Raw genomic sequence first — 24,547 nt, 5'->3', positions numbered from 1 at the left:
TCTTCAACGTTTTCCACCGCCGTCGTCAGCGTCGCCACCGGGCTCCGGCCTCGGATGGCGGCGGCGGTGCGTGGCGGCGGCGCGCGCTGCCTGTTCGTAGATGCCGGTCATCAGCTCGAGCGTGCGCGCGACATCTTCGAGCTTGTCAGCCATTTCGGGAATGCGCGTCACGGCATCGATCAGCAGGACGGAGCGGATGTCGGCATAGCGCTCGGTCACGCGATGCCCGAGCGGCGTCACTTCATAGGTGACACCGGACCTGCCGCTGCCGGTGCGGGTGATCAAACCGCCCTTGAGCAGTTTGCGCAGGCTGTACTGGATGTTGGGAATGTCGTCGCGGTTGGTCATCTGGGCAAGGTCGCGCACGCTTTTCGGGCGATCGTTCATCCGGATGATGTGGAGCAGCGCGTTCTCTGGCCCGCTGGCGGAAAACTCGATCACCGTGGCGAGGCACTCGGCCTGCCAATGGCCGAATGCTTCGTAGGAGCGCATCAGCGCGTATTCGACTTCGGTGACGTCGATCTCCAGCGGCGTGCGCGCCAGATGCCAGCCGCGATCCAGCAACTCGGCCTGTGTTTCCAATGATTTGCGCCGATCGTTCATCTGTCTGTCCCCCGCCATCAGCATGCGCTGATCGCGATGATTGCGTCTACATGGATTTATGATAGACTTTCTATCATAAATTATAAGCAAAAATGAGGAGAACGTCATCCATGAGCATGCTCGACAAGACCGCGCCTCATGCGCAGCCTTTCTTTCTCGGCACCTTCGCGTCGAATTGCTCCGGCGGCATGACCGTCACCAAGGTGCCCGAGCGCTGGGTCAGCTCCTGGGACAACAATGTGCGGCTGGCGCATCTGCTCGACGAGGCCGGCATCGACTTCATGCTGCCGATCGCGCGCTGGATCGGCTATGGTGGCGAGACGAATTTTCATGGCAATGTGCTGGAGACGATCACCTGGGCGGCCGGCCTTCTGGCGCTCACCCGCAACATCACGGTCTTCGCCACCACCCATACCGCGGCCAACCATCCCGTGGTCGTCGCCAAGCAACTGGCCACCATCGACCAGATCAGCCGTGGCCGCATCGGCCTCAACATCGTCGCCGGCTGGAACAAGCCGGAATATGAGGCGCTTGGGCTTACGCTGCCCGATGACCATGTCACACGCTATGGCTACGCCCAGGAATGGTTCGATATCGTCCAGGCGTTGTGGGGCCGCACGGAAGCCTTTGACTGGGACGGCACATGGTTCAAGCTCAAGAATGTACTTGGCGACCCGCGCCCGTCCGCGCGACTGCCGATCCTCAACGCCGCCGGGTCGGAAGAGGGCCGCAAATTCGCGGTCCGCAACGCCGATTTCCTGTTCACGCCGGCAATCGACCTGGCGCGCTCCAAGGATGAGATCATTGCGCTGAAGGAGCAGGCGAGGGCCGCCGGCAGCAATGTCGACGTGCTGACCTTTGCCCATGTCGTCTGCCGACCGGCCGAAAAGGAAGCCACGGACTATCTTGAGCATTTCGGCCGCACCAACGCCGACTGGGCAGCGGTCGACAATCTGGTGCGGTTGCAGTTCGCCCATGCGCAGTCGTTCCCGCATGATCTCCTGGCGCTCATTCGCGACCGCATGGCGGCGGGCCATGGCGGCTTCCCGCTTACCGGCACGCCCGAGCAGGTCGCCGACGGGATCACCGCCCTGCATGCGGCAGGCTTTCGTGGCTCGACCCTGTCCTTTGTCGATTATGTCGAGGAATTCCCCTATTTCCGCGACACCGTGCTACCCATTCTCGAACAGAGAGGCATCCGCATCGCGCCGGCCGCGATGCAGTCGGCGGCTTAGCAAAGAAGAGGCAGTCCATGACAGGTCCGGTCAGCGTCGCCGACTTCCGCGCCGCCATGCGGCTCATTGTCGGCAATGTCAGCGTCATCACCGCCGGTGTCGGCGACGACCGTTCCGGCCTCGTCGTCATTTCGGTGGTCTCGCTGTCGGCCGAGCCGCCCAAAGTGATCGCTTGCGTCAACCGATCGTCATCGACATGGCCGGTCATCGAACGCTACCGGCATTTCGGCGTCAATTCGCTTGGGCCCCAGCACCAGCACGTGGCGGAGCGGTTCTCCGGCTTTGGCGGCATCAAGGGCAAGGACCGCTATGAGGGCGCCGAATGGGTGACTCTGAAGACCGGAGCCGCGCTGCTGTCGGACGCGGTGGCCGCCTTCGACTGCAGCCTCGACGAAATGATCGATCGCGGCACGCATTCCATCGTCATCGGTTCGGTCGAGGCGGTGCGCACCCACGATGCCGGCTAGGCGCTGGTCTACTGGCGCGGCGGCTACCGGCCGCTCGATTCGGCTTGACCTGAATCTCAGACATTCTTGGGCGAATTCGGCGAACGCGGTCAGACCGAGCCTTTTTCCGCCAGCACCATGTAGTTGACGTCCATGTCCTTCGACCGCGCCCAGCGGTCGGCAAGCGGATTGTAGGTGACGCCGGTGCGGTCGATGATCGTCAGGCCGGCGCCGCCCAGCGCCTTTTCCAGTTCTTCCGGGCGCACCAGCTTGCCGAACTGGTGGGTGCCGCGCGGCAGCCAGCGCAGCACGTATTCAGCGCCGATGATGGCCAGACCCAGCGCCTTCAGCGTGCGGTTGATGGTGGCTACGAACATGATGCCGCCGGGCCGGACCATCTGCCCGCATTTGGCGACGAACAGGTCGATGTCGGCGACATGCTCGACCACTTCCATGTTGAGGATGACGTCGAATGTCTCACCGGCGTCGGCAAGGTCCTCGGCCGTCGTGGCGCGGTAGTCGACGCTGACATTGCCTTCGGCCGCATGCAGTTTCGCCACTTCGATGTTTGTTTCGGAGGCATCCGCTCCGACCACCTCGGCGCCAAGCCGCGCCATCGGCTCGCACAACAGGCCGCCGCCGCAGCCGATATCGAGGATGCGCAGGCCCTCGAACGGCCGCGCTGCGCGCGGATCCCGGCCGAAGCGCGCCGCTATCTGGTCGCGGATATAGGAAAGCCGGACCGGATTGAATTTATGCAACGGACGAAACTTGCCGTTCGGATTCCACCATTCGGCGGCAAGGGCGGAAAAGCGTTCCACTTCTCCGGCATCGATCGTCGATCGTCGGGGCTCAGGCATTGGTTGGTCTCCTAGAGCTCTTTGATTTGTCGCAATTCCCTAGGGAAGGCGCTACGCGTTTTTCCCGGGAAAACCGTTTCACACTTTTCCTGGACTTGCCTCAGAGCGCTAGGAAGTCGGGCGTGGGGGCGGGAATGTCAAGGCAGCTTTTTTCGCTTGCTGACACGGGGCGGTGCTCATGAAGCCAACGCGCGTCATATCCCAGGGCTATGACGGTGAGCCCTTTTAACATCAAATTTACGAGGTTGGCGGTTTCCTGAGGCACGACCGGGATTCGGCATATACATTGCCCTCCCATTGATTGAGATGGCCTGGTGCGGATCAAGACCCAGATTGTTGCCACCTTGTTGAGCGCTGCGGCCCTGATCGGCCTGGTGGGTGGCATTGCCATAATCACCCAGATGTCGCTGACCAGATCCGCCGCAGTGGCCGAGGCGACAAGCGTTGGGCGGCAATTGGCCGACACGATTGTCTTCAAGGCTTCCGATGCGCCGCATTCCTTATTCGAAAGGGCAGACGCGCTGCGCGAATTCGTGAAATCGCAGCACAGCGACTCGAAACGCGATCTCGTTGTCGTCGATCACGACAAGGTCATCCTTGCCGATGTCCCTGGCGAAGAAAAAAATATCGGCACATCTTACGGTCACGATCCGGACAATGAAGTTGGCCGGGCGATCGAGGACGGCGTTCCGCGCGACTTCGTCGAAAGCAGCGCCGACCTGTTAGAAGCGATCAATCTGGTTGCGGTGCCGATCAAGGATGATGTTGCCGGCCAGACCGTTGGCGCGGTCCTATTCGAGTACACGCCGCTGCTCCACGCCGCCCAACAGCGCACCAACAGCATGCTCCGGCTTGTCGGTCTGTGCACCGCGGCCGCCGTGCTCATTTCCGCGCTCTCGGCTTTCCTGTTGCTGCGCGGCTTTGGCGCCGGTCTTTCCGGCCTCAACCGCGGCATCGAATCGCTGGCGCGCGGCGACGCCGGCGCGCGCATCGGCTTGACCTCCAATGACGAATTCGGCCAGTTGGCGCGAGGCTTCGACAGCATGGCAGCCGAACTCGAATCCTCGCGTGGGCAACTCGTCGAGCAAAAGGCCTATACCGAGGATATTGTCCGCACCGTCGCCGAGGGCATTGTCGTCATCGATGGAGGTGGCCAGATCGTCTCGGCCAATCCGGCAGCCGCCGAGATCGTCGGGCGGCGCAACGACAAGATCGAGGGGCAGGATTGGTCGTCGGTCTTCGACATAAGGGGACTGTCGGGAGACCGGCTGGCGCAGGCAACATCGCCGATCGAGCTGGCGCTGACCACGGGCCGCGGGCATCAGGCTGAGGTGCGGCTGGCAAAGCCGGACGGATCGTACCTGCCGGTGGTTGCGAGCTGCAATCCGCTCAATCGCTCCGATGGCGGGATCGTGCTGACGTTGAACGACATCAGCGAATTGCGCAGCGCCGAGCGCGCGGTCAGCGATCGCGCCGAGGAACTGGCGACGCTGAACCGCGAACTGAAAGAGACGTCCCAGGCAACGACCCGCCTGGTCAAGCTCGGCGAGCTGCTTCAGGCCTGCGTCACCTTCCAGGAGGCTTTTTCCGTCGTCGGCTCGGCCATGCCCGATTTCTTCGGCGGATTGAGCGGAACCGTGCATCTGACCAGTGCCTCGCGCAACCTGGTCGAGGAAATGGCGCATTGGGGCACTGTGCGTTCGAGCGTTGGCCAGTTTGCGCCGGAAGATTGCTGGGCGCTGCGACGCGGCCAGGAACATGTTGCCGGCCCCGGCATGCTGACGCCGCGCTGCAACCACATCACCGAGAATGGCGGCCGCGGTTATGTCTGCATGCCTCTGGCGGCGCAGGGGGAGACGCTTGGCATCGTGCATCTGTGCGAACCAGACGCTGCCGGCAAGCCGGACTGGCTGACCGAGCGGCAGCAGATCCTGCGCGGCGTCGTCGACACTCTGGCCCTGGCACTGGCCAATCTGCGCCTGCGCGAAACCCTGCGCCAACAATCGATCCGAGACCCGAACACCGGGCTCTACAACCGCCGCTATCTCGAGGAAACAAGCAGTCGCGAACTGAGGCGTATGGAGCGTGCCGAACAGCCCCTGGCGATGATCATGCTCGATGTCGATCATTTCAAGCAGTTCAACGACACGTTCGGCCATGAAGCCGGCGATCTCGTCCTCAAGCAGGTCGCGGCCACGCTGCTCGACCATGCCAGGGAAAGTGACGTGGTGTCGCGCTATGGTGGCGAGGAATTCGCCCTGATGATGCCTGGGACGTCGCTCGCCGATGCCGCCGAGCGCGCCGAGGCGCTGCGAAAAGCGATCAAGCAACTGCATCTGGCGCATCGCGGCCGCACGCTTGGAACCATCACCGCCTCGTTCGGCGTGTCCGCTTTCCCGGAACTCGGCGCGTCATGGGCCGAAATCGTCAACGCCGCGGATCGTTCGCTCTACCAGGCAAAAGCGGACGGCCGCGACCGTGTCGTTGCCGGATTGGGCAGGGCCGATCCCCAATGGGACCTTCCTACTGCCAACCAAAGCGTGGGTTAACTCGACACAACGAGCTCGGCATCTCGCATGTCGACGCTGGCGGGATCGATGGCGCGCATGGGAGCGCTCGTCAGAAGCGCCAGCTAACCTTTTGCGTCCAGCACGTCGCGCAGCTTGGCCTGGAGCTGCTCGATGGTGAACGGCTTGGCCAGGAAGTGCACGTCATGGTCGAGCACGCCGTTGTGGACGACCGCATTCCTGGTGAAACCGGTGGTGAAGACGACTTTCAGGCCGGGTTGGCGTGCGAGCGCTTCCTCGGCAAGCTTGCGGCCGTTCATCACCGGCATGACGATGTCCGTGAAAAGCAGGGCGATGCCAGGTGTCTCCGCCAGCTTCTGAAGGGCCTCCTGGCCACTGCCAACGTGGATCACCGTGTAGCCGAGTTCGCGCATGGCGTCTGTCGTGGCGGCCCGCACGCGGACATCGTCCTCGACGACGAGGATGGTTTCGGTGACCTTGGCAGGGTTCTTGCCAAGCCCGGCGGGCGCTGCCGGCTCCTCAGCTCCGAAAAACCGGGGCAGATAGATCCTGATCGTCGTGCCTTCGCCCGGCTCGGAGTAGATCTTGACGTGGCCGCCCGACTGCTTGACGAAGCCGAACACCTGGCTCAGCCCAAGTCCCGTGCCCTTGTTGACCGGTTTGGTGGTGAAAAAAGGCTCGAAAGCCTTGGCCATCACATCTGCCGACATGCCCTCACCGGTATCGCTGACCGCGATCATCACATACTGGCCGGCGATCACCTCGGCATGGGTGGCAGCGTAGCTGTCGTCGAGATGGCTGTTGGCGGTCTCGATGGTCAGCTTGCCCTCTTCGCCCATCGCGTCACGCGCGTTGACCGCCAGGTTGAGGATCGCATTCTCGATCTGGCTGGGGTCGGCGTGGGTTTTCCACAGGCCGCCCGCCAGCACCGTTTCGATGCGGATGCCTTCGCCGAGCGCACGGTGCAGAAGGTCGGACATGCCGGTCACCAGACGGTTGGTGTCGACGATCTGCGGCGCCAGCGGTTGCTGACGGGAGAAGGCAAGCAGCCGGCCGGTCAGATTGGCCGCGCGTGTCGCGGCGTCCGTCGCGGCCTCAATGAATTTCTCGATATCATTCTCGCCGCGCTTCAGCTTGCGCTGGGCAAGGTTCATGGCGCTGATTATCACCGCCAGCATGTTGTTGAAATCGTGGGCGATGCCGCCGGTCAGTTGGCCGACGGCTTCCATCTTCTGCATCTGGCGTATCTGGGATTCGGCCTTTTCACGTGTCTGGATCTCGCTGCCGAGCTCGATGTTCTTGCGCATCAGCTCTTCCTGGGCGGTGACGACCTCGCGGAAGCGGCGGCGGGATTGGCGGATCGTGTAAGCGCCGAGCAGGAAGATCGCGATGAGGGCCGCCAGCGAACCGATGCGCAGCCAGGCCTCGACCTGGTCGGTGTGCTCATCGCGCGCGGCGATGTCGGCGGCGCCGATGCGCCTGATCGTATCCATGCTGGCGCGGATTTCGTCCATGGCGGCCTTGCCCTGGCCACTGCGGACCAGTTGCAAGGCCCCGGTCGCGTCGCCCTTGTCGTAGAGAGCGATCGTTTCCGCCAGTTCAGCCTGCTTTTGCGCCAGCGCGTCCTTGATGTGGCTGATCTGCGGGGCAAGCTGATCGTTCGAGGCGGTCATGGCATCAATGTGGGCAAGTTGCCCCGGGATCGCATCGACAGCCTTCTGGTAGGGCTCGAGGTAGGATTTCTCGCCGGTCAGCAGGTAGCCGCGCTGGCCGCTCTCGGCGTCCTGCGCCAATGAAAGCAGTCCGGAAAGCTGTTCCTGGTATTCGATTGTCTCGCGTGCAGCAGCACGATTGGCCCGCTGGCCCTCGACCAGCAGGGCGCGGGTGCCGACGATCAGCGCCAGCACGGCGAAGCCGGCGGTAAGCGGCAGCGATTGCAGTCGCATGGCGCGTCGAAGACGAGCAATCATCTGTTATGCCGAACCAAAAGGAATTCCCCGCGGGCAGCATTTGGTAAGCGGCACGGCCCCGGAAGGCAATATGCCGTCTTGTTGAGCCGGCATTCCGCCGCCAGCCTTGCGAAACCGAAAGCATTTGGCTAAGGAGGCCGCGCATTCAGCGGCGGGCGAGAGCCGGGCGCTTTCCTCCGTTTTCGGCTCCAGGCCGGCTTCAGTCAAAGGCATTTCGCTTCCATGGCGCGTATCGTGATGAAATTCGGCGGAACCTCCGTCGCCGACATCGCCCGCATCCGCAATGTGGCGCGTCACGTCAAACGCGAGGTCGACGCCGGCCATGAGGTGGCCGTGGTGGTCTCGGCGATGGCCGGCAAGACCAACGAACTGGTCGGCTGGACGCGCGAGGCCTCGCCGATGCACGACGCACGCGAATATGACGCGGTCGTCGCCTCCGGCGAACAGGTCACGGCGGGTCTGCTCGCCATCACCTTGCAGAATATGGGCGTGCATGCGCGCTCCTGGCAGGGCTGGCAGATCCCGATCAAGACCGACAACGCGCATGGCGCGGCGCGCATCCTCGATATCGACGGCGCCTTCCTGATCAAGCGCTTCGGCGAGGGCCAGGTGGCCGTCATCGCCGGCTTCCAGGGCATCGGACCGGACAATCGCATCGCCACGCTTGGCCGTGGCGGTTCAGACACCAGCGCGGTCGCCATCGCCGCGGCGGTCAAGGCCGACCGCTGCGACATCTACACCGACGTCGACGGGGTCTACACCACCGATCCGCGAATCGAGCCCAAGGCGCGGCGGCTGGCCAAGATTTCGTTCGAGGAAATGCTTGAAATGGCCTCGCTCGGCGCCAAGGTTCTGCAGGTGCGTTCGGTCGAGCTTGCCATGGTGCACAGGGTGCGTACCTTCGTGCGGTCGTCCTTCGACGATCCCGACGCGCCCGGAATGGGGGATTTGCTCAATCCTCCGGGAACGCTCATTTGCGACGAGGAAGAGATCGTGGAACAGCAGGTCGTCACCGGAATTGCCTACGCCAAGGACGAGGCCCAGATTTCGCTGCGCCGCGTCGGCGACCGCCCAGGCGTCGCCGCCGGCATCTTCGGGCCGCTGGCCGAGGCCAACATCAATGTCGACATGATCGTCCAGAACATCTCCGAGGACGGCAAGTTCACCGACATGACCTTCACGGTGCCTTCCGGAGATGTCGACAAGGCACTTGTCGTGCTGGAGCGCTTGAAAGCCGAGATCGGCTACGATGTCGTGCAGTCGGAAGCCGGCATGTCGAAGGTTTCGGTCATCGGCATCGGCATGAGGAGCCATGCCGGTGTCGCAGCCACCGCGTTCAAGGCGCTGGCCGACAAGGCGATCAATATTCGCGCCATCACCACCTCCGAGATCAAGATTTCGATACTGATCGACGGTCCGTACACAGAACTCGCGGTTCGCACTTTGCATTCCGTCTACGGTCTGGATAAGCAGTAGCGAGAACGATTTGAGTTGTTGCGTGTGCGCCGGTCGCAGTGGAAACTGCGGCGGGCAATATGCCCATTGGAGAAGAAGCCGCGATGCGTGACCAGGCCAGTGGCCCGCGCGTTTTGCTGAAACGGCTCCGCGAGCTCATGCAGGAGCCGCTGGAGCCGCAGGAGCGGCTCGACCGGATCGTGCGCGATATCGCCTCCAACATGGTCGCCGAAGTCTGCTCACTCTACGTGCTGCGCGCCGATTCGGTGCTCGAACTCTACGCCACCGAGGGTCTGAACCCGAACGCCGTCCACCTGGCGCAGTTGCGGCTCGGGCAAGGCCTGGTCGGCACGATTGCGGCAAGCGCGCGGCCGCTCAACCTCTCCAACGCGCAGGAACACCCTGCCTTCGCCTATCTGCCGGAGACCGGGGAAGAGATCTACAATTCCTTCCTCGGCGTGCCGGTGCTGCGGGCAGGGCGCACGCTGGGCGTGCTGGTCGTGCAGAACAAGACCATGCGCCATTACCGCGATGACGAGGTCGAGGCGCTGGAAACCACCGCCATGGTCATCGCCGAGATGATCGCCACCGGCGACCTGGCGCGGCTGACCCGGCCCGGCCTCGAACTCGACCTGCGCCGGCCTGTCAGCTTCACCGGCCTGTCCTTCAATGACGGCGTCGGGCTTGGCCATGTCGTGCTGCACGAACCGCGCATCGTCGTCACCAATCTGTTCAACGAGGACAGCGAGGAAGAGGTCCGGCGGCTCGAGACCTCACTCGGCTCGTTGCGGCTCTCCATCGATGACATGCTGGAGCGCCGCGACGTCGCCTTCGAGGGCGAACATCGTCAGGTGCTGGAAGCCTATCGCATGTTCGCCAATGACCGCGGCTGGGTGCGGCGCCTGGAAGAGGCGATCCGCAACGGCCTGACGGCGGAAGCGGCGGTGGAAAAAGTGCAGAGCGACATGCGCGCGCGCATGCTGCACATGACAGATCCCTATCTGCGCGAGCGGATGAGCGATTTCGACGATCTCGCCAACCGGCTGCTGCGCCAGCTGATGGGCCGCGGGCCGGAGGATGTTGCCAACTCGCTGCCGAAGGACGCCATCATCGTTGCCCGTTCGATGGGAGCCGCCGAACTGCTCGACTATCCCCGCGACAAATTGCGCGGGCTGGTGCTCGAGGACGGTGCTGCCACCAGCCACGTCGTCATCGTCGCGCGGGCCATGGGCATTCCCGTCGCCGGCCAGATGAAGGGCGCCGTTTCCATGGCGGAAAACGGCGATGCCATCATCGTCGACGGCGAGGAGGGCGTAATCCATCTGCGGCCGCAGTCCGATCTCGAAGCCGCCTATGCCGAAAAGGTGCGGTTCCGCGCGCGCCGGCAAGAGGTCTATCGCGAGCTGCGCAAGAAGCCGTCGACGACCAGGGACGGCGTCCAGGTCGATCTCTTGATGAATGCCGGACTTGCCGTCGACCTGCCGCAACTGGCCGAGGCGGGGGCGGCCGGTATCGGCCTGTTCCGCACCGAATTGCAGTTCATGGTCGCCTCGACCTTTCCGCGTGCAGAGGCCCAGGAAAAACTCTACCGCGACGTGCTCGAGGCGGCGCGCGGCAAGCCGGTCACCTTCCGCACCATCGATATCGGCGGCGACAAGGTGCTGCCCTACTTCAAGGGCGCCATCCAGGAAGAAAATCCGGCGCTTGGCTGGCGGGCGATCCGGCTCACGCTTGACCGGCCAGGGCTGCTGCGCACCCAGATCCGCGCCTTGCTGAAGGCCAGCGGGGGGCGCGAGCTCAAGCTGATGCTGCCGATGGTGACCGAGCTTGGCGAGATCGCCCAGGCGCGCGAGATCATCGATCGCGAGGTGCGGCATTTGTCGCGCTTTGCCCATCATCTGCCGACCAGCCTCAAGCTGGGCGCGATGCTGGAAGTGCCATCGCTGCTGTTCCAGCTCGACGAATTGATGAAAGCGGTCGATTTCGTCTCGGTCGGTTCGAACGATCTGTTCCAATTCGTCATGGCGGTCGACCGCGGCAACACGCAACTGGCCAACCGCTTCGACACGCTGTCGGCGCCATTCCTGCGTGTGCTCAAGCAGATCGCCGATGCCGGCATTCGCAACCACACGCCGGTGACACTGTGCGGCGAACTTGCCGGAAAACCCATTTCCGCCATGGCACTGATCGGTCTCGGCTTCCGTTCGATCTCGATGTCGCCGGCCTCGATCGGTCCGGTCAAGGCGATGCTGACGGAGCTGCCGCTGGACGAGCTGACGGCGTTCTTCGACGACAATCTGATGGCACCGGCGCAAGGGTTGCCGATGCGGGCGCTGCTGCAGGCCTTCGCCGACGATCGTTCGATCCCGTTGTAGGGCCCTCATCATGGTCAATTTGCCCCGCGATCGTATGGATCAAGTCGTCAAGCGTTTCGAGATGCTCGAAGCGCAGATGTCGGCCGGCCCGGCGCCGGATGCCTATGTGAAAATGGCATCGGAATATGCCGAGTTGCAGGACATGGTGGCCAAGGTCAGGGAATTGCGCTCGGCCGAGCATGAGCAGGCCGACCTCGAAGCGATGCTCGCCGACAAGGGCACCGACGCCGAGATGCGGGCGCTCGCCGAGGCGGATCTGCCCGGGGTGGAGGAGCGCATCGAGGCGCTGCAGAAGGACATTCAGGTCCTTCTGTTGCCCAGGGATGCCGCCGACGACAAGAACGCCATCCTCGAAATCCGTGCCGGCACTGGCGGCGATGAAGCCGCTCTTTTCGCCGGCGACCTGTTTCGCATGTATGAGCGCTATGCCGCCGAGCGCGGCTGGCGGTTCGAGACCGTATCGGCCAGCGACGGCGACGCCGGCGGTTTCAAGGAAATCATCGCCACCATTTCCGGCAGAGGGGTCTTTGCCCATCTGAAATTCGAATCCGGCGTGCACCGCGTGCAGCGCGTGCCGGCGACCGAGGCCAGCGGGCGCATCCACACTTCGGCCGCGACCGTCGCCGTGCTGCCGGAAGCGGAAGAGGTCGACATCGAGATCCGCGCCGAAGACATCCGCATCGATACGATGCGCGCCTCGGGCTCCGGCGGCCAGCACGTCAACACCACCGATTCTGCAGTGCGCATCACCCATTTGCCGACCGGCATCATGGTGGTGCAGGCGGAAAAGTCGCAACACCAGAACCGGGCGAAGGCCATGCAGATCCTGCGCGCCCGGCTTTATGATCTCGAGCGCAGCAAGGCGGACGAGGAGCGTTCCGAATCGCGCAAATCCCAGGTCGGCTCCGGCGACCGCTCGGAGCGCATCCGCACCTACAATTTCCCGCAAGGCCGCGTCACCGACCATCGCATCAACCTGACGCTCTACAAGCTCGACCGGGTGATGATGGGCGAGCTTGACGAAGTCATCGACGCGCTGATCGCCGATCACCAGTCGAAGCTGCTGGCCGATATCGGCCTTGATGGCTGACCCTTTGCCCGAGGCGCTAGGGCTGCTGCTGCGGGAAGCGCGGGCCATGCTTGCGGCGACCGCGGTCGACGATCCGGCGCTCGACGCGCGGCTCATCGTCGAACATTTTTCCGGCACGACGCGCACGCAGGCCATTGCCGAACCCGAACGCTCGATCGACAGGAAGGCCATCGCCGCGATCGACGCCGCCCTGAGGCGCCGAGCCAGTGGCGAACCGGTACATCGCATCCTCGGCTACCGCGAATTCTACGGTTTGCGGCTGTCGCTGTCGCCGGAAACACTGGAGCCGCGGCCGGATACCGAGACGGTGGTCGAGGCGGTGCTGCCTTTCGTCAAGGCAATGGCGGCGCGGGAGGGTGCCTGCCGCATCCTTGATCTCGGCACCGGGACGGGGGCGATCGCGCTGGCGCTGCTGAGCGCGGTGCCGGCCGCGACCGCCACCGGTGTCGACATTTCCGCCGGCGCGCTGGCAACGGCGGCCCGCAATGCCGGGAAATTAGGGTTCGGTGGCCGGTTCACGACAGTTCAGTCGGACTGGTTCGAAAAAGTTTCCGGCCGATACCATGTAATTGCCGCAAACCCTCCCTATATACCCTCACAAGACATTGGAAATCTGCAGGACGAGGTCCGCGATTTCGACCCACGCCTGGCCTTGGATGGCGGTGTGGATGGGCTGAACCCCTACAGGATCATTGCCGCTGAGGCGGCACGGTTTCTTGAAGCCGAAAGCAGGATTGCGGTCGAGATCGGCCACACGCAACGCAACGAGGTTACGGATATATTCAAGGCGGCAGGTTATGCATCAGCCGCTGCTTTCCGCGATCTCGGCGGAAACGACAGGGTTCTTGTCTTTCAATGGGGATAAGCCTTGACGCACTGCGAAAAAACCGCTTGGCAATACCAGGGAATGCGGCTAGGGTCGCCGCAACCGGATGAGACGAAGCAGGCAGTGCTCTTAGCGATTCGGTCCTCCTTGGAAATAGCTGCCTTCTTGCGCAAACGACGCCCAAGCTTCGTGCGGGAATCGTCCGGCAAGTGATGTAACCGGAACAGGATGGCACGTGGCGCCAACGCAATTGATGCGGGCGAACGCCGGTGAAGAAACCAAACGGCTGGCTGCATGAGCGCCACCGTTCGTGACGAGTTTTCAAAAATTTCAAAATGAAGAGAGTCGAATGAGGCCACAACAGCAGAACAGGCGCATGCGCGGTCGCAACAACAATGGCGGCGGCGGTGGCAACAACAATAATAACAATAACAACCGCAAGGGACCGAATCCCCTGACGCGCAACTACGAGAGCAACGGCCCGGACGTGAAGATCCGCGGATCGGCTCAGCAGATCGCCGAAAAATATGCCACCCTGGCCCGTGACGCGCACAGCTCGGGCGATCGGGTCATGGCGGAGAACTACCTCCAGCACGCCGAACACTACAATCGCATCATTGCCGCCGCGCAGGCGCAGATGCCGATCCAGAATGCGCAACAGAATCGCGATGATTTCGACGATGACGGCGACGAGGATCGTGACGACTTCGACAATTCCGGCAACAACAACAATGTTTCCGATGCCCAGATCCCGGTGGCCAATCATGGCGCCGGACCGCAGCCGGTCATCGAAGGCATGCCGGCCGAGGTCGCGCTGAACCGGGAAAGCGGCCGCGACAATCGTGACAATGGTGGGCGCGACAACAATGGGCGCAACAACGGCCGCGACAACAATGGCGGGCGCCATCGTGATCGTCGCCCCAATGGCGGCTACGGCCAGAACGGCCAGCGCGACTTTGCTTCGTCCTCCGATCAAGGTGGCCAGCAGCGCAACGAGGCCCCGGTCCAGGCAGACGCACAGGTAGAGCCCACTTCAGCGGTCGAGACCGTTGCGGCAGCCGAGCCGGCTCCGCTGTTCGAGAGTTTCTCGCCGGCGGCTCTTGCCGCCCAGGCCGAGCTCAACGAGGCGGCCGCCGAGAGCGGTGCTGCCCGTCGCCCGCGCCGTCCGCGCCGCCCGCGCACAAACGCCGATCAGGCCGATGGCGGTAGCGACAACGCCGATGCGGGCGAGGTGGCAGCCAGCCCCGTCGACAGCGGCAATGCCGAGCCGGTGATTGTCGATATCGACAACTGATCGAACAGCACTTCAAGACGGCGAACGGCGGGGAGAAATCTCCGCCGTTTTCGTTTGGGCTGACGTGGAATATTATGCATTGACCGATATCAAGGCGTCTTGAGACGGCATGGCCCATGCACCATATCTCGGCTGAACAGGATCCGGCTCGAATGGGCGGGTCCGTCACCGCAATCTGATCCGGTGCCGCAAAGCGGGCCGGTGATGGAAGGAGACAGATATGAACCTCGAGAAGTACTCCGAGCGCGTGCGCGGCTTTATCCAGTCCGCGCAGACCATGGCGCTCTCCCGCAATCACCAGCAATTCACCCCCGAACACATTCTGAAAGTCCTCGTCGACGATGACGAGGGCCTGGCCGCGTCGCTGATCGAGCGCGCCGGCGGCAATGTCCGCGACGTCAAGCTTGGCGTCGAGACGGCGCTCGAGGCTATGCCGAAAGTCGAAGGCGGCAACGGCCAGCTCTATCTGGCGCAGCCATTGGCCAAGGTGTTCTCGACGGCGGAAGAACTGGCCAAGAAGGCCGGCGACAGCTTCGTCACCGTCGAGCGGCTGCTGCAGGCGCTCACCATGGAGAAGTCGGCAAAAACCGCCGACATCCTGGCCAAGGCCGGCGTCACCGCGCAGGCGCTGAACCAGGTCATCAACGATGTCCGCAAGGGCCGCACCGCCGATTCGGCGAGTGCCGAGCAGGGCTACGACGCGCTGAAGAAGTACGCGCGCGATCTCACGGCCGATGCCCGCGCGGGCAAGCTGGACCCCGTGATTGGCCGCGACGACGAGATCCGCCGCACCATCCAGGTGCTGTCACGCCGCACCAAGAACAATCCGGTGCTGATCGGTGAACCGGGCGTCGGCAAGACGGCGATCGCAGAAGGCCTGGCGCTGCGCATCGTCAATGGCGACGTGCCGGAATCGCTGAAGGACAAGCAGCTTATGGCCCTCGACATGGGCGCGCTGATCGCCGGCGCCAAATATCGCGGCGAATTCGAGGAGCGGCTGAAGGCCGTGCTTTCGGAGGTGACCTCCGCCGCCGGCGGGATCATCCTGTTCATCGACGAGATGCACACGCTGGTCGGCGCCGGCAAGGCGGATGGCGCGATGGATGCGTCGAACCTGTTGAAGCCGGCTCTGGCGCGCGGCGAACTGCACTGCGTCGGTGCGACCACGCTCGATGAGTACAGAAAACATGTCGAGAAGGATCCGGCACTTGCCCGCCGTTTCCAGCCGGTCTTTGTCGACGAGCCGACGGTGGAGGACACCGTTTCGATCCTGCGCGGCCTGAAGGAGAAGTACGAGCAGCACCACAAGGTGCGTATCTCCGACTCGGCGCTGGTGGCGGCGGCGACGCTGTCCAACCGCTATATCGCCGACCGCTTCCTGCCGGACAAGGCGATCGACTTGGTCGACGAAGCCGCCTCGCGGCTCAGGATGCAGGTCGATTCCAAGCCCGAGGCGCTGGACGAGATCGACCGCCGCATCATGCAGCTCAAGATCGAACGCGAGGCGCTGAAGGTCGAGACGGACGAGGCCTCGAAGGACCGGCTCGCCCGCCTGGAAAAGGAACTTGTCGGCCTCGAGGAGGAATCGACCGAGATCACTACCAAGTGGCAGGCCGAGAAGCAGAAGCTCGGGCTCGCCGCCGACTTGAAGAAGCAGCTCGACGAGGCACGCAACGACCTCGCCATTGCCCAGCGCAAGGGTGAATTCCAACGCGCCGGCGAGCTTGCCTATGGCAAGATCCCGGAACTGGAAAAGAAGCTGAAGGAGGCCGAGGCCCAGGACGGCAAGGTCGGCATGGTCGAGGAAGTGGTCACGCCCGACCACGTTGCCCATATCGTCTCGCGCTGGACCGGCATTCCGGTCGACAAGATGCTGCAGGGCGAGCGCGACAAGCTGCTGCGCATGGAAGACGAGATCGGCAAGCGTGTTGTCGGCCAGGGCGAGGCGGTGCAGGCCGTTTCCAAGGCTGTACGCCGGGCTCGCGCCGGCCTGCAGGATCCGAACCGGCCGATCGGCTCGTTCATCTTCCTCGGACCGACGGGCGTCGGCAAGACCGAACTGACCAAGGCGCTGGCAAGCTTCCTGTTCGACGACGACAGCGCCATGGTGCGCATCGACATGTCGGAGTTCATGGAGAAGCACTCGGTTTCCCGGTTGATTGGTGCACCTCCCGGCTATGTCGGCTATGAGGAAGGCGGTGCGCTGACCGAAGCGGTGCGGCGCCGGCCCTATCAGGTGGTGTTGTTCGACGAGATCGAGAAGGCACATCCCGATGTCTTCAACGTGCTGCTGCAGGTGCTCGATGACGGCCGGCTCACCGACGGGCAGGGCCGCACGGTCGATTTCCGCAACACACTGATCATCATGACCTCGAATCTCGGTGCCGAATATCTGGTCAATCTCGGCGAAGACCAGGATGTCGACGCCGTGCGCGACGAGGTGATGAATGTGGTCAAGGCGTCGTTCCGGCCGGAGTTCCTCAACCGCGTCGATGAAGTGATCCTGTTCCACCGGCTGCGCCGCAAGGACATGGACCGCATTGTCGAGATCCAGCTCAAGCGGCTGGAAAGCCTGCTTGTCGATCGCAAGATTACGCTGTCGCTGGATCACGAATCGATCGAGTGGCTGGCGGCCAAGGGCTATGACCCGGCCTATGGCGCGCGGCCGCTGAAGCGGGTGATGCAGAAGGAACTGCAGGATCCGCTGGCGGAGAAGATCCTGCTCGGCGAGATACTCGACGGCTCGACTGTCAAGGTCACGTCCGGTTCCGACCGGCTGAACTTCCGCTCGAAGCCGACAGTCGTCGTGACCGAAGCGGCGGCCTGATTCAACGCCGCGCGTCCAGGCTGGACGCGCGGCGTTTTCATAGTGATGGTGGGGCGCGTATGACGCTGGACGACTACAACGGCTTCTGCGCCTCGCTGCCCGCGACAAACCATGTCGTCCAGTGGGGCGGCGCCCATGTCTGGAAGGTCGGGGCCAAGATGTTTGCGATCGGCGGCTGGGGCCAGGGCCAGCAGCTCTTCGTCACCTTCAAATGTTCCGACATCGCCTATGATGTGTTGAAGGAGCAGCCGGGACTGCTGCCCGCGCCCTATCTTGCCTCGCGCGGCATGACATGGATCCAGCGTCGGACAAGCCAGAGCATGGATGATGGTGCGTTGAAGGACTATCTGCGCGAGAGCCATCGCCTTGTCGCCCTGAAGCTGACCAGGCAGGTGCGCAAGGAATTGGGGCTCGCCGCAAGCTAGCTAATATTCGTCGATACACCGGAAAACCGCCATCTTCATGCCCGGTTCATGTTGGAACCATATGGTGGGTAACTGGTTTGTTGGCGAAGGGGTTCGCCTTACAGGGACACCATTGCCGGGCGGCGGCAATTTACGGACCGGAGAGTTTGGCCACGATGTTCCGCACGATCTTTGCCCTTTCGGCGCTCGCCGCCGGGCTTGTGTCCTCCGGCGCGTTAGCCGCGCCGACGCAAGACAACGCATCGAGGGTTGCCCGCGCCGCCAGTGATGGCGGCATTCTCGTTGCCCAGGACGGAAATCTAGACATCTACTACGACGCCCGCGGCAACCGGGTCATCGTCGATGCCGATACCGGCAAGGTCATCGCCATCCAGCCGCCCCAGACACGGCTTGACCGTCGCGCGTTGCGCCGCGAAACCAGGCTGCGCGAGTTGGGCAGGGCTCCCGCCGACGATGATCGTTACTATCTCGACGATCCGGAAGACATGGCGCGGTTCCGCCGCAAGCAGTTGGAAGAGGAAGGCCGGGTCATCCCGCCGCCGGCCGATGAATACGATCCCAATAGTGATAATTCCGTCGAGGCCTATCCGCCGGCGCCGCAGGACGACGGCAGTTACGACAACAATTATCCCGATGCGCCGCAGTCGGCAAAGCCGGGCACCATCAAGCGCCAGCCGCTCAACGAGGCCGCGATCGACCCGGCGCAGCCGGACGTGCAGCAGGCCAATCCGGAAACGCAGGCGGCCCTGCCGCCGGACACCAGTGGCAAGGCCGCCGTCGATCCGTCGCTGTCGCTCGGAGCCCGCCAGGATGTCGCGGCATTGCAAGTGCTGCTCGACCGCGGTGGCGCTTCGCCTGGTGTCATCGACGGTCGCTTCGGTTCCAATGTCGACAAGGCGCTTGCTGCCTATAATGAGATCACCGGCAGCAATCTGAAGTCGACAGATGCGGTCGGCATCCAGGCAGCACTGGCACAGTCCGGTGGCGATGCCTTCGCCAACTACACCATCACGGCTGAAGACGCGGCCGGCCCCTATGTCGCCTCGATCCCGGAAGACTACAGCCAGAAGGCGCAGCTCAACTGCATGTGCTACACCTCTGTCACCGAGGCGCTGGCGGAGCGCTTCCATATGGATGAGAACTATCTGAAGTCGATCAACAAGGGCCTCGACTTCAACCGCCCCGGCACGATCATCAAGGTCGCCAATTTCGGCAAGCTGGTGTCGACGCCGGTCGCGCGCATCGTCGCCGACAAGACCAAGAAAGAAGTGTACGCCTACGATGCGGGCGGCAAGCTGGTCGCAGCCTATCCCGCGACCATCGGCTCGGCCGACACGCCGTCGCCCACCGGCATCCACGCCGTGTCGCGCATCGCGCTCGACCCGAACTACACCTACAACCCGAACATCAATTTCAAGCAGGGCCAGAACGACAAGATTCTGACCGTTCCGCCAGGCCCCAACGGACCTGTCGGGTCGGTCTGGATCGCCTTGGACAAGCCGACCTACGGCATCCATGGCACGCCGGAACCGTCGAAGATCGGCAAGACCGAAAGTCATGGCTGCGTGCGCCTGACCAATTGGGACGCTCGCGAGCTAGCCAAGCTGGTGTCGCCAGGCGTCACCGTGGAGTTCGTTGGCGGACCTTCAGCCGATGACGTTGCGCAGCAATGAGCCGCGCAGCGCAGCGGCATAGATCAACTGCACGACCAGAATGAAGCCGACGCTGAGCAACGGGTTGATCAGGCAGAGGAGCGCGCCGATCGCCCACAGGATCTGCGCTTTGACGATGCGCAGATAGACCGTGCGCTTGGTTTCGGCGTCGACATCCTCCGCGACAAAGCCGTTCTTTTCCGCATAGCGCCAGCTGGCAAATAGAGTGACGCCGAGCATCAGCAGGTTGAGCCAGTAGACAAGCACCGCGGTTCTGAATTCGAGGAAGTCGGCCAGAAGGTCGGTCGAGAACGGCAGCAGGGCGATAAAGGCGAGAAAGCAAAGATTCAGCGTCGCAAGCCGCCTGTCGGATTTGGCGATGAGTCCATGTTGCGCCTGTTGGCCGAACCAGAAGATGGTCAGGGTCAGGAAACTCAAGGCATAGGTCAGGAAACGCGGCGCCAATCCCGCAATCGCGGCAAGCAGATCGTGTTCCGAATGGATTGCCTCATGCGCCGGCACCCTGATCTCGAGCACGATGAGCGTGAGCGCGATTGCAAACACGCCGTCGGTGATGCCGACAATGCGGCCGCGTCCCTCCGCCGATGCTTCAAGTGGACGCTTCATCGATTTCTTCCCGCCTGCCGCTTTCCGGAAAACTTAGCATGACTGCCGCCGTTTGCATCCGGGGTGTGCGCATCCTGGCCAACTGGCTGGTTTCAATGACTGCAAGCTGCTGGCCGGTTGTTGCCGCCGCGCTTGGGGTCTAAGCAGGGTGCCATGCATTCACCAAGCGAAGCCGCCGCCGTCCCGCTGACCAGTCCGGTTGCCAACGGGACGTTCTGTCCGCAATCGCAACGGCGATTCGTGCTGATCGCGGCGATCCTGGCCTCGGCGCTCGGCTTCATCGACGGTTCGATCCTGGCCATTGCCATGCCGGCGATCCGCGTCAACCTCGGCGCCAGTCTTGCCGAGGCGCAGTGGATTTCCAATGGCTATGCGTTGACGCTGTCGGCGCTGATCCTTGCCGGCGGCGCCGCCGGCGACCGGTTCGGACTGCGCCGCGCCTTCGTCGCCGGCATTGTGCTGTTCGTCGCCGCGTCGCTCGCCTGCGCGCTGGCGCCGAATGCTGTCGTGCTGATCGCGTTTCGCGCCGTCCAGGGCATTGGTGCGGCGATCATGGTGCCGGGCAGTCTCGCCATCATCGCCAAGGCCTACCCGAAGAAAGAGCGCGGCCGCGCGATCGGCATCTGGGCGGCGGCCTCGGCACTGACGACGGCACTCGGCCCGGTGCTCGGCGGCCTGGTGCTGTCGGCTTTCGGCGGCGGCATCTGGCGGGCGATCTTTGCCGTCAACCTGCCGCTCGGCCTGATCTCGATCTATCTCTTGCTTGCCAAAATACCGGCCGATGCGCCGACCGAAAAACGCAGCCTTGATCTCGGCGGTGGGGCGCTGGCGACACTGGCCTTCGGCGCGCTCGCCTATGGGTTGACCTCGATGAGCTCCAGCGGCGAGGGCCGTATGGCCGGGCCGAGCATCGGCGCCGGCGTCGTGCTGCTTGTCGTCTTTATCCTGTTCGAAAAGCGGCAGCGCGAGCCGATGATCAACCTTAGCCTGTTTCGCATCGGTGCTTTCGCTGGCGCCAATCTCGCGACCTTCTTCCTCTATTTCGCCCTGTCGGCCAATCTGTTCTATCTGCCGATGCTGCTGATCGCCGGCTGGGGGCTGAGCACGGCCGAAGTCGGCTTCATCTTCCTGCCGCTGTCGGCATCGATCGCGCTTCTCTCGGGACCAGTCGGCCAATTGTCGGACCGGATCGGGCCGCGTTTCCCGATCGCATGCGGCAGCCTGATCGTGGCGTTCGCCTTCGCCGGACTTGCCTTGCTCGCCTATGCCGGCATCCACAATTTCTGGACGGGAACATTTCCGTTGATGGCTCTGATGGGGCTCGGCATGGCGCTGGTCGTGTCACCGCTATCGACCGCGATCATGACAGCGGTGGACGACAAGGATACGGGGGCAGCATCGGGCATCAACAATGCCGTCTCGCGCATTGGCGGCCTGATCGCGGTGGCGGCGATGGGATCGCTTGCCGCCTGGGTCTACGCCAATGCCTTGGACGGGAGTGCGATATCAGGCGTGCCAGGCTTCGGTGAACCGGCGCCGACCGACCTTGCGCCGGCGCTCGATGCGGCAAGGCTCGCCGCCAGCGACGCCGCCTTTTCGGCGGTCTCTTCGGTGACGGCGCTGCTTTGCCTGCTTTCCGCCGTCATCGCGTGGACGACAATTTCGGGCTCGCCACTGCCTTGGTCGCGGCGCGCCGAATCCAGGCAGGACTGAAAAGCCGACGGGTCAGCCGTCGATCTTGGCGCTTGCGACCTTCAGTGAATTGCCATCTTCCTGCTTCAGCAGGTCGTCGATGCGCTCGCGCTCACGCTTGAAGGCGACGAGGTCATCGCCCTTCAGCACCTTGCCGACCGGTAGCCGAACACGCATCGAATCGACCTTGGTGCCGTTGACGATCAGCTCGTAGTGGAGATGCGGACCGGTGGAGAGGCCGGTCTGGCCGAGATAGCCAATGACCTGGCCCTGACGAACCCGAACGCCCGGCGCGATGCCTTTGGCAAAGGCACTTTGGTGATTGTATGATGTCTCGTAGCCATTGGCATGGCGCAGGATGATCTGCTTGCCATAGCCGCCGGCCCAGCCGGCCTTCTCGACGACGCCATTGCCGGCGGCGATGATCGGCGATCCGATCGGGGCGGCCCAATCGGTGCCTGTGTGCATGCGGACATAGCCGAGGATAGGATGCTTGCGCGCACCAAACCCGGAGGTGAATCTCCCGTTTGGCAGTGGGTTGCGCAACAGGAACTGCTCGGCGCTCGATCCATCCTCGTCGAAATAGTCGGCGCTGCCATCCTGCATCTGGAAGCGATAGAAGTTGCGCGTCTGGCCGCCAAAGGTCGCCGAGACATAAAGAAGCTCGGAACTGTCCGACGTCTGGTCGTCGCCGTCGGGCTGCGAGAACAGCACTTCGAGGCGATCCGAAGGATTGAGTCGCGACTGGAAGTCGACGCCAGACGCCAGAAGCTTGATCAGCCGCTGGGTCATCTTCTTCGACATGCCGTAGGAATAGGCGGTGCGGTAGATGCCGTCATAGACATTGGGCAGATTGCCGCGCACCACCACGGGTGCCGACGAGTCATCGAATGCGGTCAAAAGTTCGGGATTCGGATCCGGCTCCTGCGCCGGCACGTATTGGCCGCGATCGTCGAGCGCGATGGTGACGATATGCGTGGTCTTGTCATAGACGCTTGTGCGCACGACCTTGGCGGCATCGCCGTGAACCTCGAGGCCGACGCGCAGCACCGTCCCGGCTTTCAGCGTCGGCGCGTTCAACAGCTTGGCAATCGCTTCGGCCATGCCGGTGGCGTCGTCGCCCGTATAGCCCGAATCGGCAAAGGCCTCGGTGAGGTCGGTGTCCTTGGTGAAGGGAATGATTTCCTCGGCGAAAGCCGGCGCCTTGTCGTCAGTGACAGCACGCGGCGACACAGAGACGTTTTCCGGCACGATCTTGACGTCGTAGGAGCCGGCCATGCTCTCGGCAAAGGCTTCGCCGAATCGCTGCGGGTCGACATAATGGAGCGAAGCGACCTGCACGGCGCCGTCGCTGAGGTCGGTGCCGGCCTCCCGCACCACCTTTTCCACCTCGTCGGCGGACAGGTCGTTCTTTTCGTCGAAGGAGGCCGTCTCGATGGGGAAATCGACGGTCTTCAGGCTCATCTCGCTTTCGACCTTGGCGCCATAGATCTGACCGGACGCGGCCGATGCTGTCGCTGGCTGCGCCGGCGTGTCGTCGCCGTCATCGCCGAACACCTGCATCGGGTCGAAAGGCGGGTAGGGCCGGCTGGTGGTATGACCGGCCGCCAGCGCCATCTTGATCTGCACGAAAGGCATGGTGTGGATGACATCGCGGTCGCCGACCTTGGTGACCATCGACACTTCCATGCGGCGGCGGTCCTTGGCCTTGGCGATCTGTCGCGGCGCCACCAGCCTGGTCGTCTTGGCCACCTCGCCGGAATCGCCATTGCTGGCAAGGCCGATCAGTTCGGCGATCTCGGGCGGGGTCGCCAGTTGCTGGCGCCCGTCCAGGGCGGCGAACAGCGCCACGCCCATCAGCACGCTCGAGGTCACGCCGGTCAGGAATGTGCCCGACAGCCAGCGCGCAGAAACCTCACGCCGATCGGGCGGGCCGCTGCGGCCGTCCGCGATAAGCGGCGGCTCATTGCCGAGTTCGGCTATGACATCTTCCGTGTCTGGCATCCAGAAAGGCTGCTTCTTCCCCGGGCGGAACGGCTTGTCGCTTTTGTTGTGGCCATGACATTTGCCTGTCACGGCAGGTTAAGTCAACGAAGCCTCAGGCCCCGGTCGAATTCCCCCCGCGCACTTCTCTTATAGAGCGCTCTGCAAAGTGGGCGGCGTGCCTTCTCTATAAGGCTCATCGCGCTCTCTCTTATGAGGCTCTTAAAAGAGGGCATTGCACGGCTGTGCCATGGCCGCTTTGTTGGCCTTGGTGTCGAACGGCAATGCGGCGGCAATAGGGCTCCTTCGTGGCCGGCCCCGTGTTGTCCTTTGTTCCCCTGGGGCAGCCGGCTATCGACAAAGCGAGCCCGAAATTTCTGTCGCAAAAAGTTCAAAAACTTTCGAATGGTGTGTTGACAGTTCGCCGAGGTGGCGACTATATACGCCTCACGAACGAGGGCGGTGCGCCGCTGGCGACGAAGAAGTTTGCTTCTAGGTCTGCCCTCTGCGAAATTCAAGAGAGCCGCGTAAGCGACACTCGGACGGCCCCGGAGCCAAAAGCGAAGCGGGCCACGACACTGCGTATGCGGCGTCTGTTCTTTGAAAATTGAATAATGAAGAAAGAGAAACGTGGGCGGCAGAGTCCTGCTGAACCTCTT

The 24,547-nt window shown here is 63.3% G+C and carries 17 protein-coding genes; 12 read left to right on the top strand and 5 right to left on the bottom strand.

From position 1 onward, the window contains the following. Positions 1–3 precede the first annotated feature (3 nt). On the bottom strand, positions 4–603 hold the full coding sequence (locus tag AC1D05_RS10375; RefSeq protein ID WP_477440619.1) for a winged helix DNA-binding protein: 600 nt from the start codon (positions 601–603) through the stop codon (positions 4–6). 110 nt (positions 604–713) lie between these two features. On the opposite strand from AC1D05_RS10375, the gene AC1D05_RS10370 reads away from it, so the two are divergent. After that, positions 714–1,838 (top strand): LLM class flavin-dependent oxidoreductase, encoded by a 1,125-nt coding sequence (locus tag AC1D05_RS10370; protein WP_477440617.1) that lies wholly within the window; start codon positions 714–716, stop codon positions 1,836–1,838. Between the two features lie 17 nt (positions 1,839–1,855). After that, complete coding sequence (locus tag AC1D05_RS10365) at positions 1,856–2,305, top strand: flavin reductase family protein (protein WP_477440615.1); 450 nt, start codon at positions 1,856–1,858, stop codon at positions 2,303–2,305. Positions 2,306–2,394: 89 nt separating this feature from the next. On the opposite strand, the gene ubiG is transcribed toward AC1D05_RS10365, so the two are convergent. After that, positions 2,395–3,144 (bottom strand): bifunctional 2-polyprenyl-6-hydroxyphenol methylase/3-demethylubiquinol 3-O-methyltransferase UbiG, encoded by a 750-nt coding sequence (gene ubiG / locus AC1D05_RS10360; protein ID WP_027031212.1) that lies wholly within the window; start codon positions 3,142–3,144, stop codon positions 2,395–2,397. 314 nt (positions 3,145–3,458) lie between these two features. Between ubiG and AC1D05_RS10355 the strand changes: the two genes are divergently transcribed. Further along, the gene (locus tag AC1D05_RS10355; protein ID WP_477440613.1) at positions 3,459–5,693 is read left to right on the top strand and encodes a diguanylate cyclase; all 2,235 of its coding nucleotides are present in this window, start codon (positions 3,459–3,461) and stop codon (positions 5,691–5,693) included. 83 nt (positions 5,694–5,776) lie between these two features. Here AC1D05_RS10355 and AC1D05_RS10350 read toward each other — a convergent pair whose 3' ends face one another. After that, positions 5,777–7,618 carry a CHASE3 domain-containing protein gene (locus tag AC1D05_RS10350; protein WP_477440611.1) on the bottom strand — a complete coding sequence of 614 codons (1,842 nt, stop codon included), beginning with the start codon at positions 7,616–7,618 and terminating at the stop codon, positions 5,777–5,779. Between the two features lie 246 nt (positions 7,619–7,864). Here AC1D05_RS10350 and AC1D05_RS10345 point away from each other — a divergent pair, with 246 nt between their 5' ends. The 8 genes from AC1D05_RS10345 to AC1D05_RS10310 all read left to right on the top strand — a co-directional run bounded on the left by AC1D05_RS10345 (position 7,865) and on the right by AC1D05_RS10310 (position 19,607). Further along, on the top strand, positions 7,865–9,118 hold the full coding sequence (locus tag AC1D05_RS10345) for an aspartate kinase (RefSeq protein ID WP_027041672.1): 1,254 nt from the start codon (positions 7,865–7,867) through the stop codon (positions 9,116–9,118). 83 nt (positions 9,119–9,201) lie between these two features. Next, positions 9,202–11,472 (top strand): phosphoenolpyruvate--protein phosphotransferase, encoded by a 2,271-nt coding sequence (gene ptsP / locus AC1D05_RS10340; RefSeq protein WP_475456979.1) that lies wholly within the window; start codon positions 9,202–9,204, stop codon positions 11,470–11,472. 10 nt (positions 11,473–11,482) lie between these two features. Further along, entirely contained in the window at positions 11,483–12,562 is a 1,080-nt protein-coding gene (gene prfA, locus AC1D05_RS10335) for a peptide chain release factor 1 (RefSeq protein WP_477440609.1), read from the top strand. Further along, positions 12,555–13,427 (top strand): peptide chain release factor N(5)-glutamine methyltransferase, encoded by an 873-nt coding sequence (prmC, locus tag AC1D05_RS10330; protein ID WP_477440607.1) that lies wholly within the window; start codon positions 12,555–12,557, stop codon positions 13,425–13,427. Before prfA ends, prmC begins: the two co-directional genes overlap by 8 nt. A 310-nt stretch (positions 13,428–13,737) precedes the next feature. Next, the gene (locus tag AC1D05_RS10325; RefSeq protein ID WP_477440605.1) at positions 13,738–14,682 is read left to right on the top strand and encodes a DUF4167 domain-containing protein; all 945 of its coding nucleotides are present in this window, start codon (positions 13,738–13,740) and stop codon (positions 14,680–14,682) included. 220 nt (positions 14,683–14,902) lie between these two features. Then, positions 14,903–17,509 (top strand): ATP-dependent chaperone ClpB, encoded by a 2,607-nt coding sequence (clpB, locus tag AC1D05_RS10320; protein WP_477440603.1) that lies wholly within the window; start codon positions 14,903–14,905, stop codon positions 17,507–17,509. A gap of 59 nt (positions 17,510–17,568) precedes the next feature. Beyond that, a complete protein-coding gene (locus tag AC1D05_RS10315) occupies positions 17,569–17,934 on the top strand; it encodes an MmcQ/YjbR family DNA-binding protein (RefSeq protein ID WP_477440601.1) in 366 nt (121 codons plus the stop codon). Positions 17,935–18,089: 155 nt separating this feature from the next. Next, positions 18,090–19,607 carry a L,D-transpeptidase family protein gene (locus AC1D05_RS10310; RefSeq protein WP_477440599.1) on the top strand — a complete coding sequence of 506 codons (1,518 nt, stop codon included), beginning with the start codon at positions 18,090–18,092 and terminating at the stop codon, positions 19,605–19,607. Here the strand turns inward: AC1D05_RS10310 and AC1D05_RS10305 are convergent. Then, positions 19,581–20,213, bottom strand: a complete 633-nt coding sequence (locus AC1D05_RS10305; RefSeq protein WP_477440597.1) for a TMEM175 family protein — start codon at positions 20,211–20,213, stop codon at positions 19,581–19,583. The two genes, AC1D05_RS10310 and AC1D05_RS10305, sit on opposite strands and share 27 nt — an antisense overlap. Before the next feature lie 153 nt (positions 20,214–20,366). Here AC1D05_RS10305 and AC1D05_RS10300 point away from each other — a divergent pair, with 153 nt between their 5' ends. After that, positions 20,367–21,926 (top strand): MFS transporter, encoded by a 1,560-nt coding sequence (locus AC1D05_RS10300; RefSeq protein WP_477440595.1) that lies wholly within the window; start codon positions 20,367–20,369, stop codon positions 21,924–21,926. 12 nt (positions 21,927–21,938) lie between these two features. Here AC1D05_RS10300 and AC1D05_RS10295 read toward each other — a convergent pair whose 3' ends face one another. Continuing rightward, on the bottom strand, positions 21,939–23,909 hold the full coding sequence (locus AC1D05_RS10295; RefSeq protein ID WP_477440593.1) for a M23 family metallopeptidase: 1,971 nt from the start codon (positions 23,907–23,909) through the stop codon (positions 21,939–21,941). Between the last annotated feature and the right edge of the window lie 638 nt (positions 23,910–24,547).

It is taken from the genome of Mesorhizobium sp. P2_E9, from assembly GCF_056403815.1.
The sequence above is the reverse complement of the archived record's forward strand: the minus strand, read 5'-3'. Positions and strand labels throughout refer to the sequence as shown.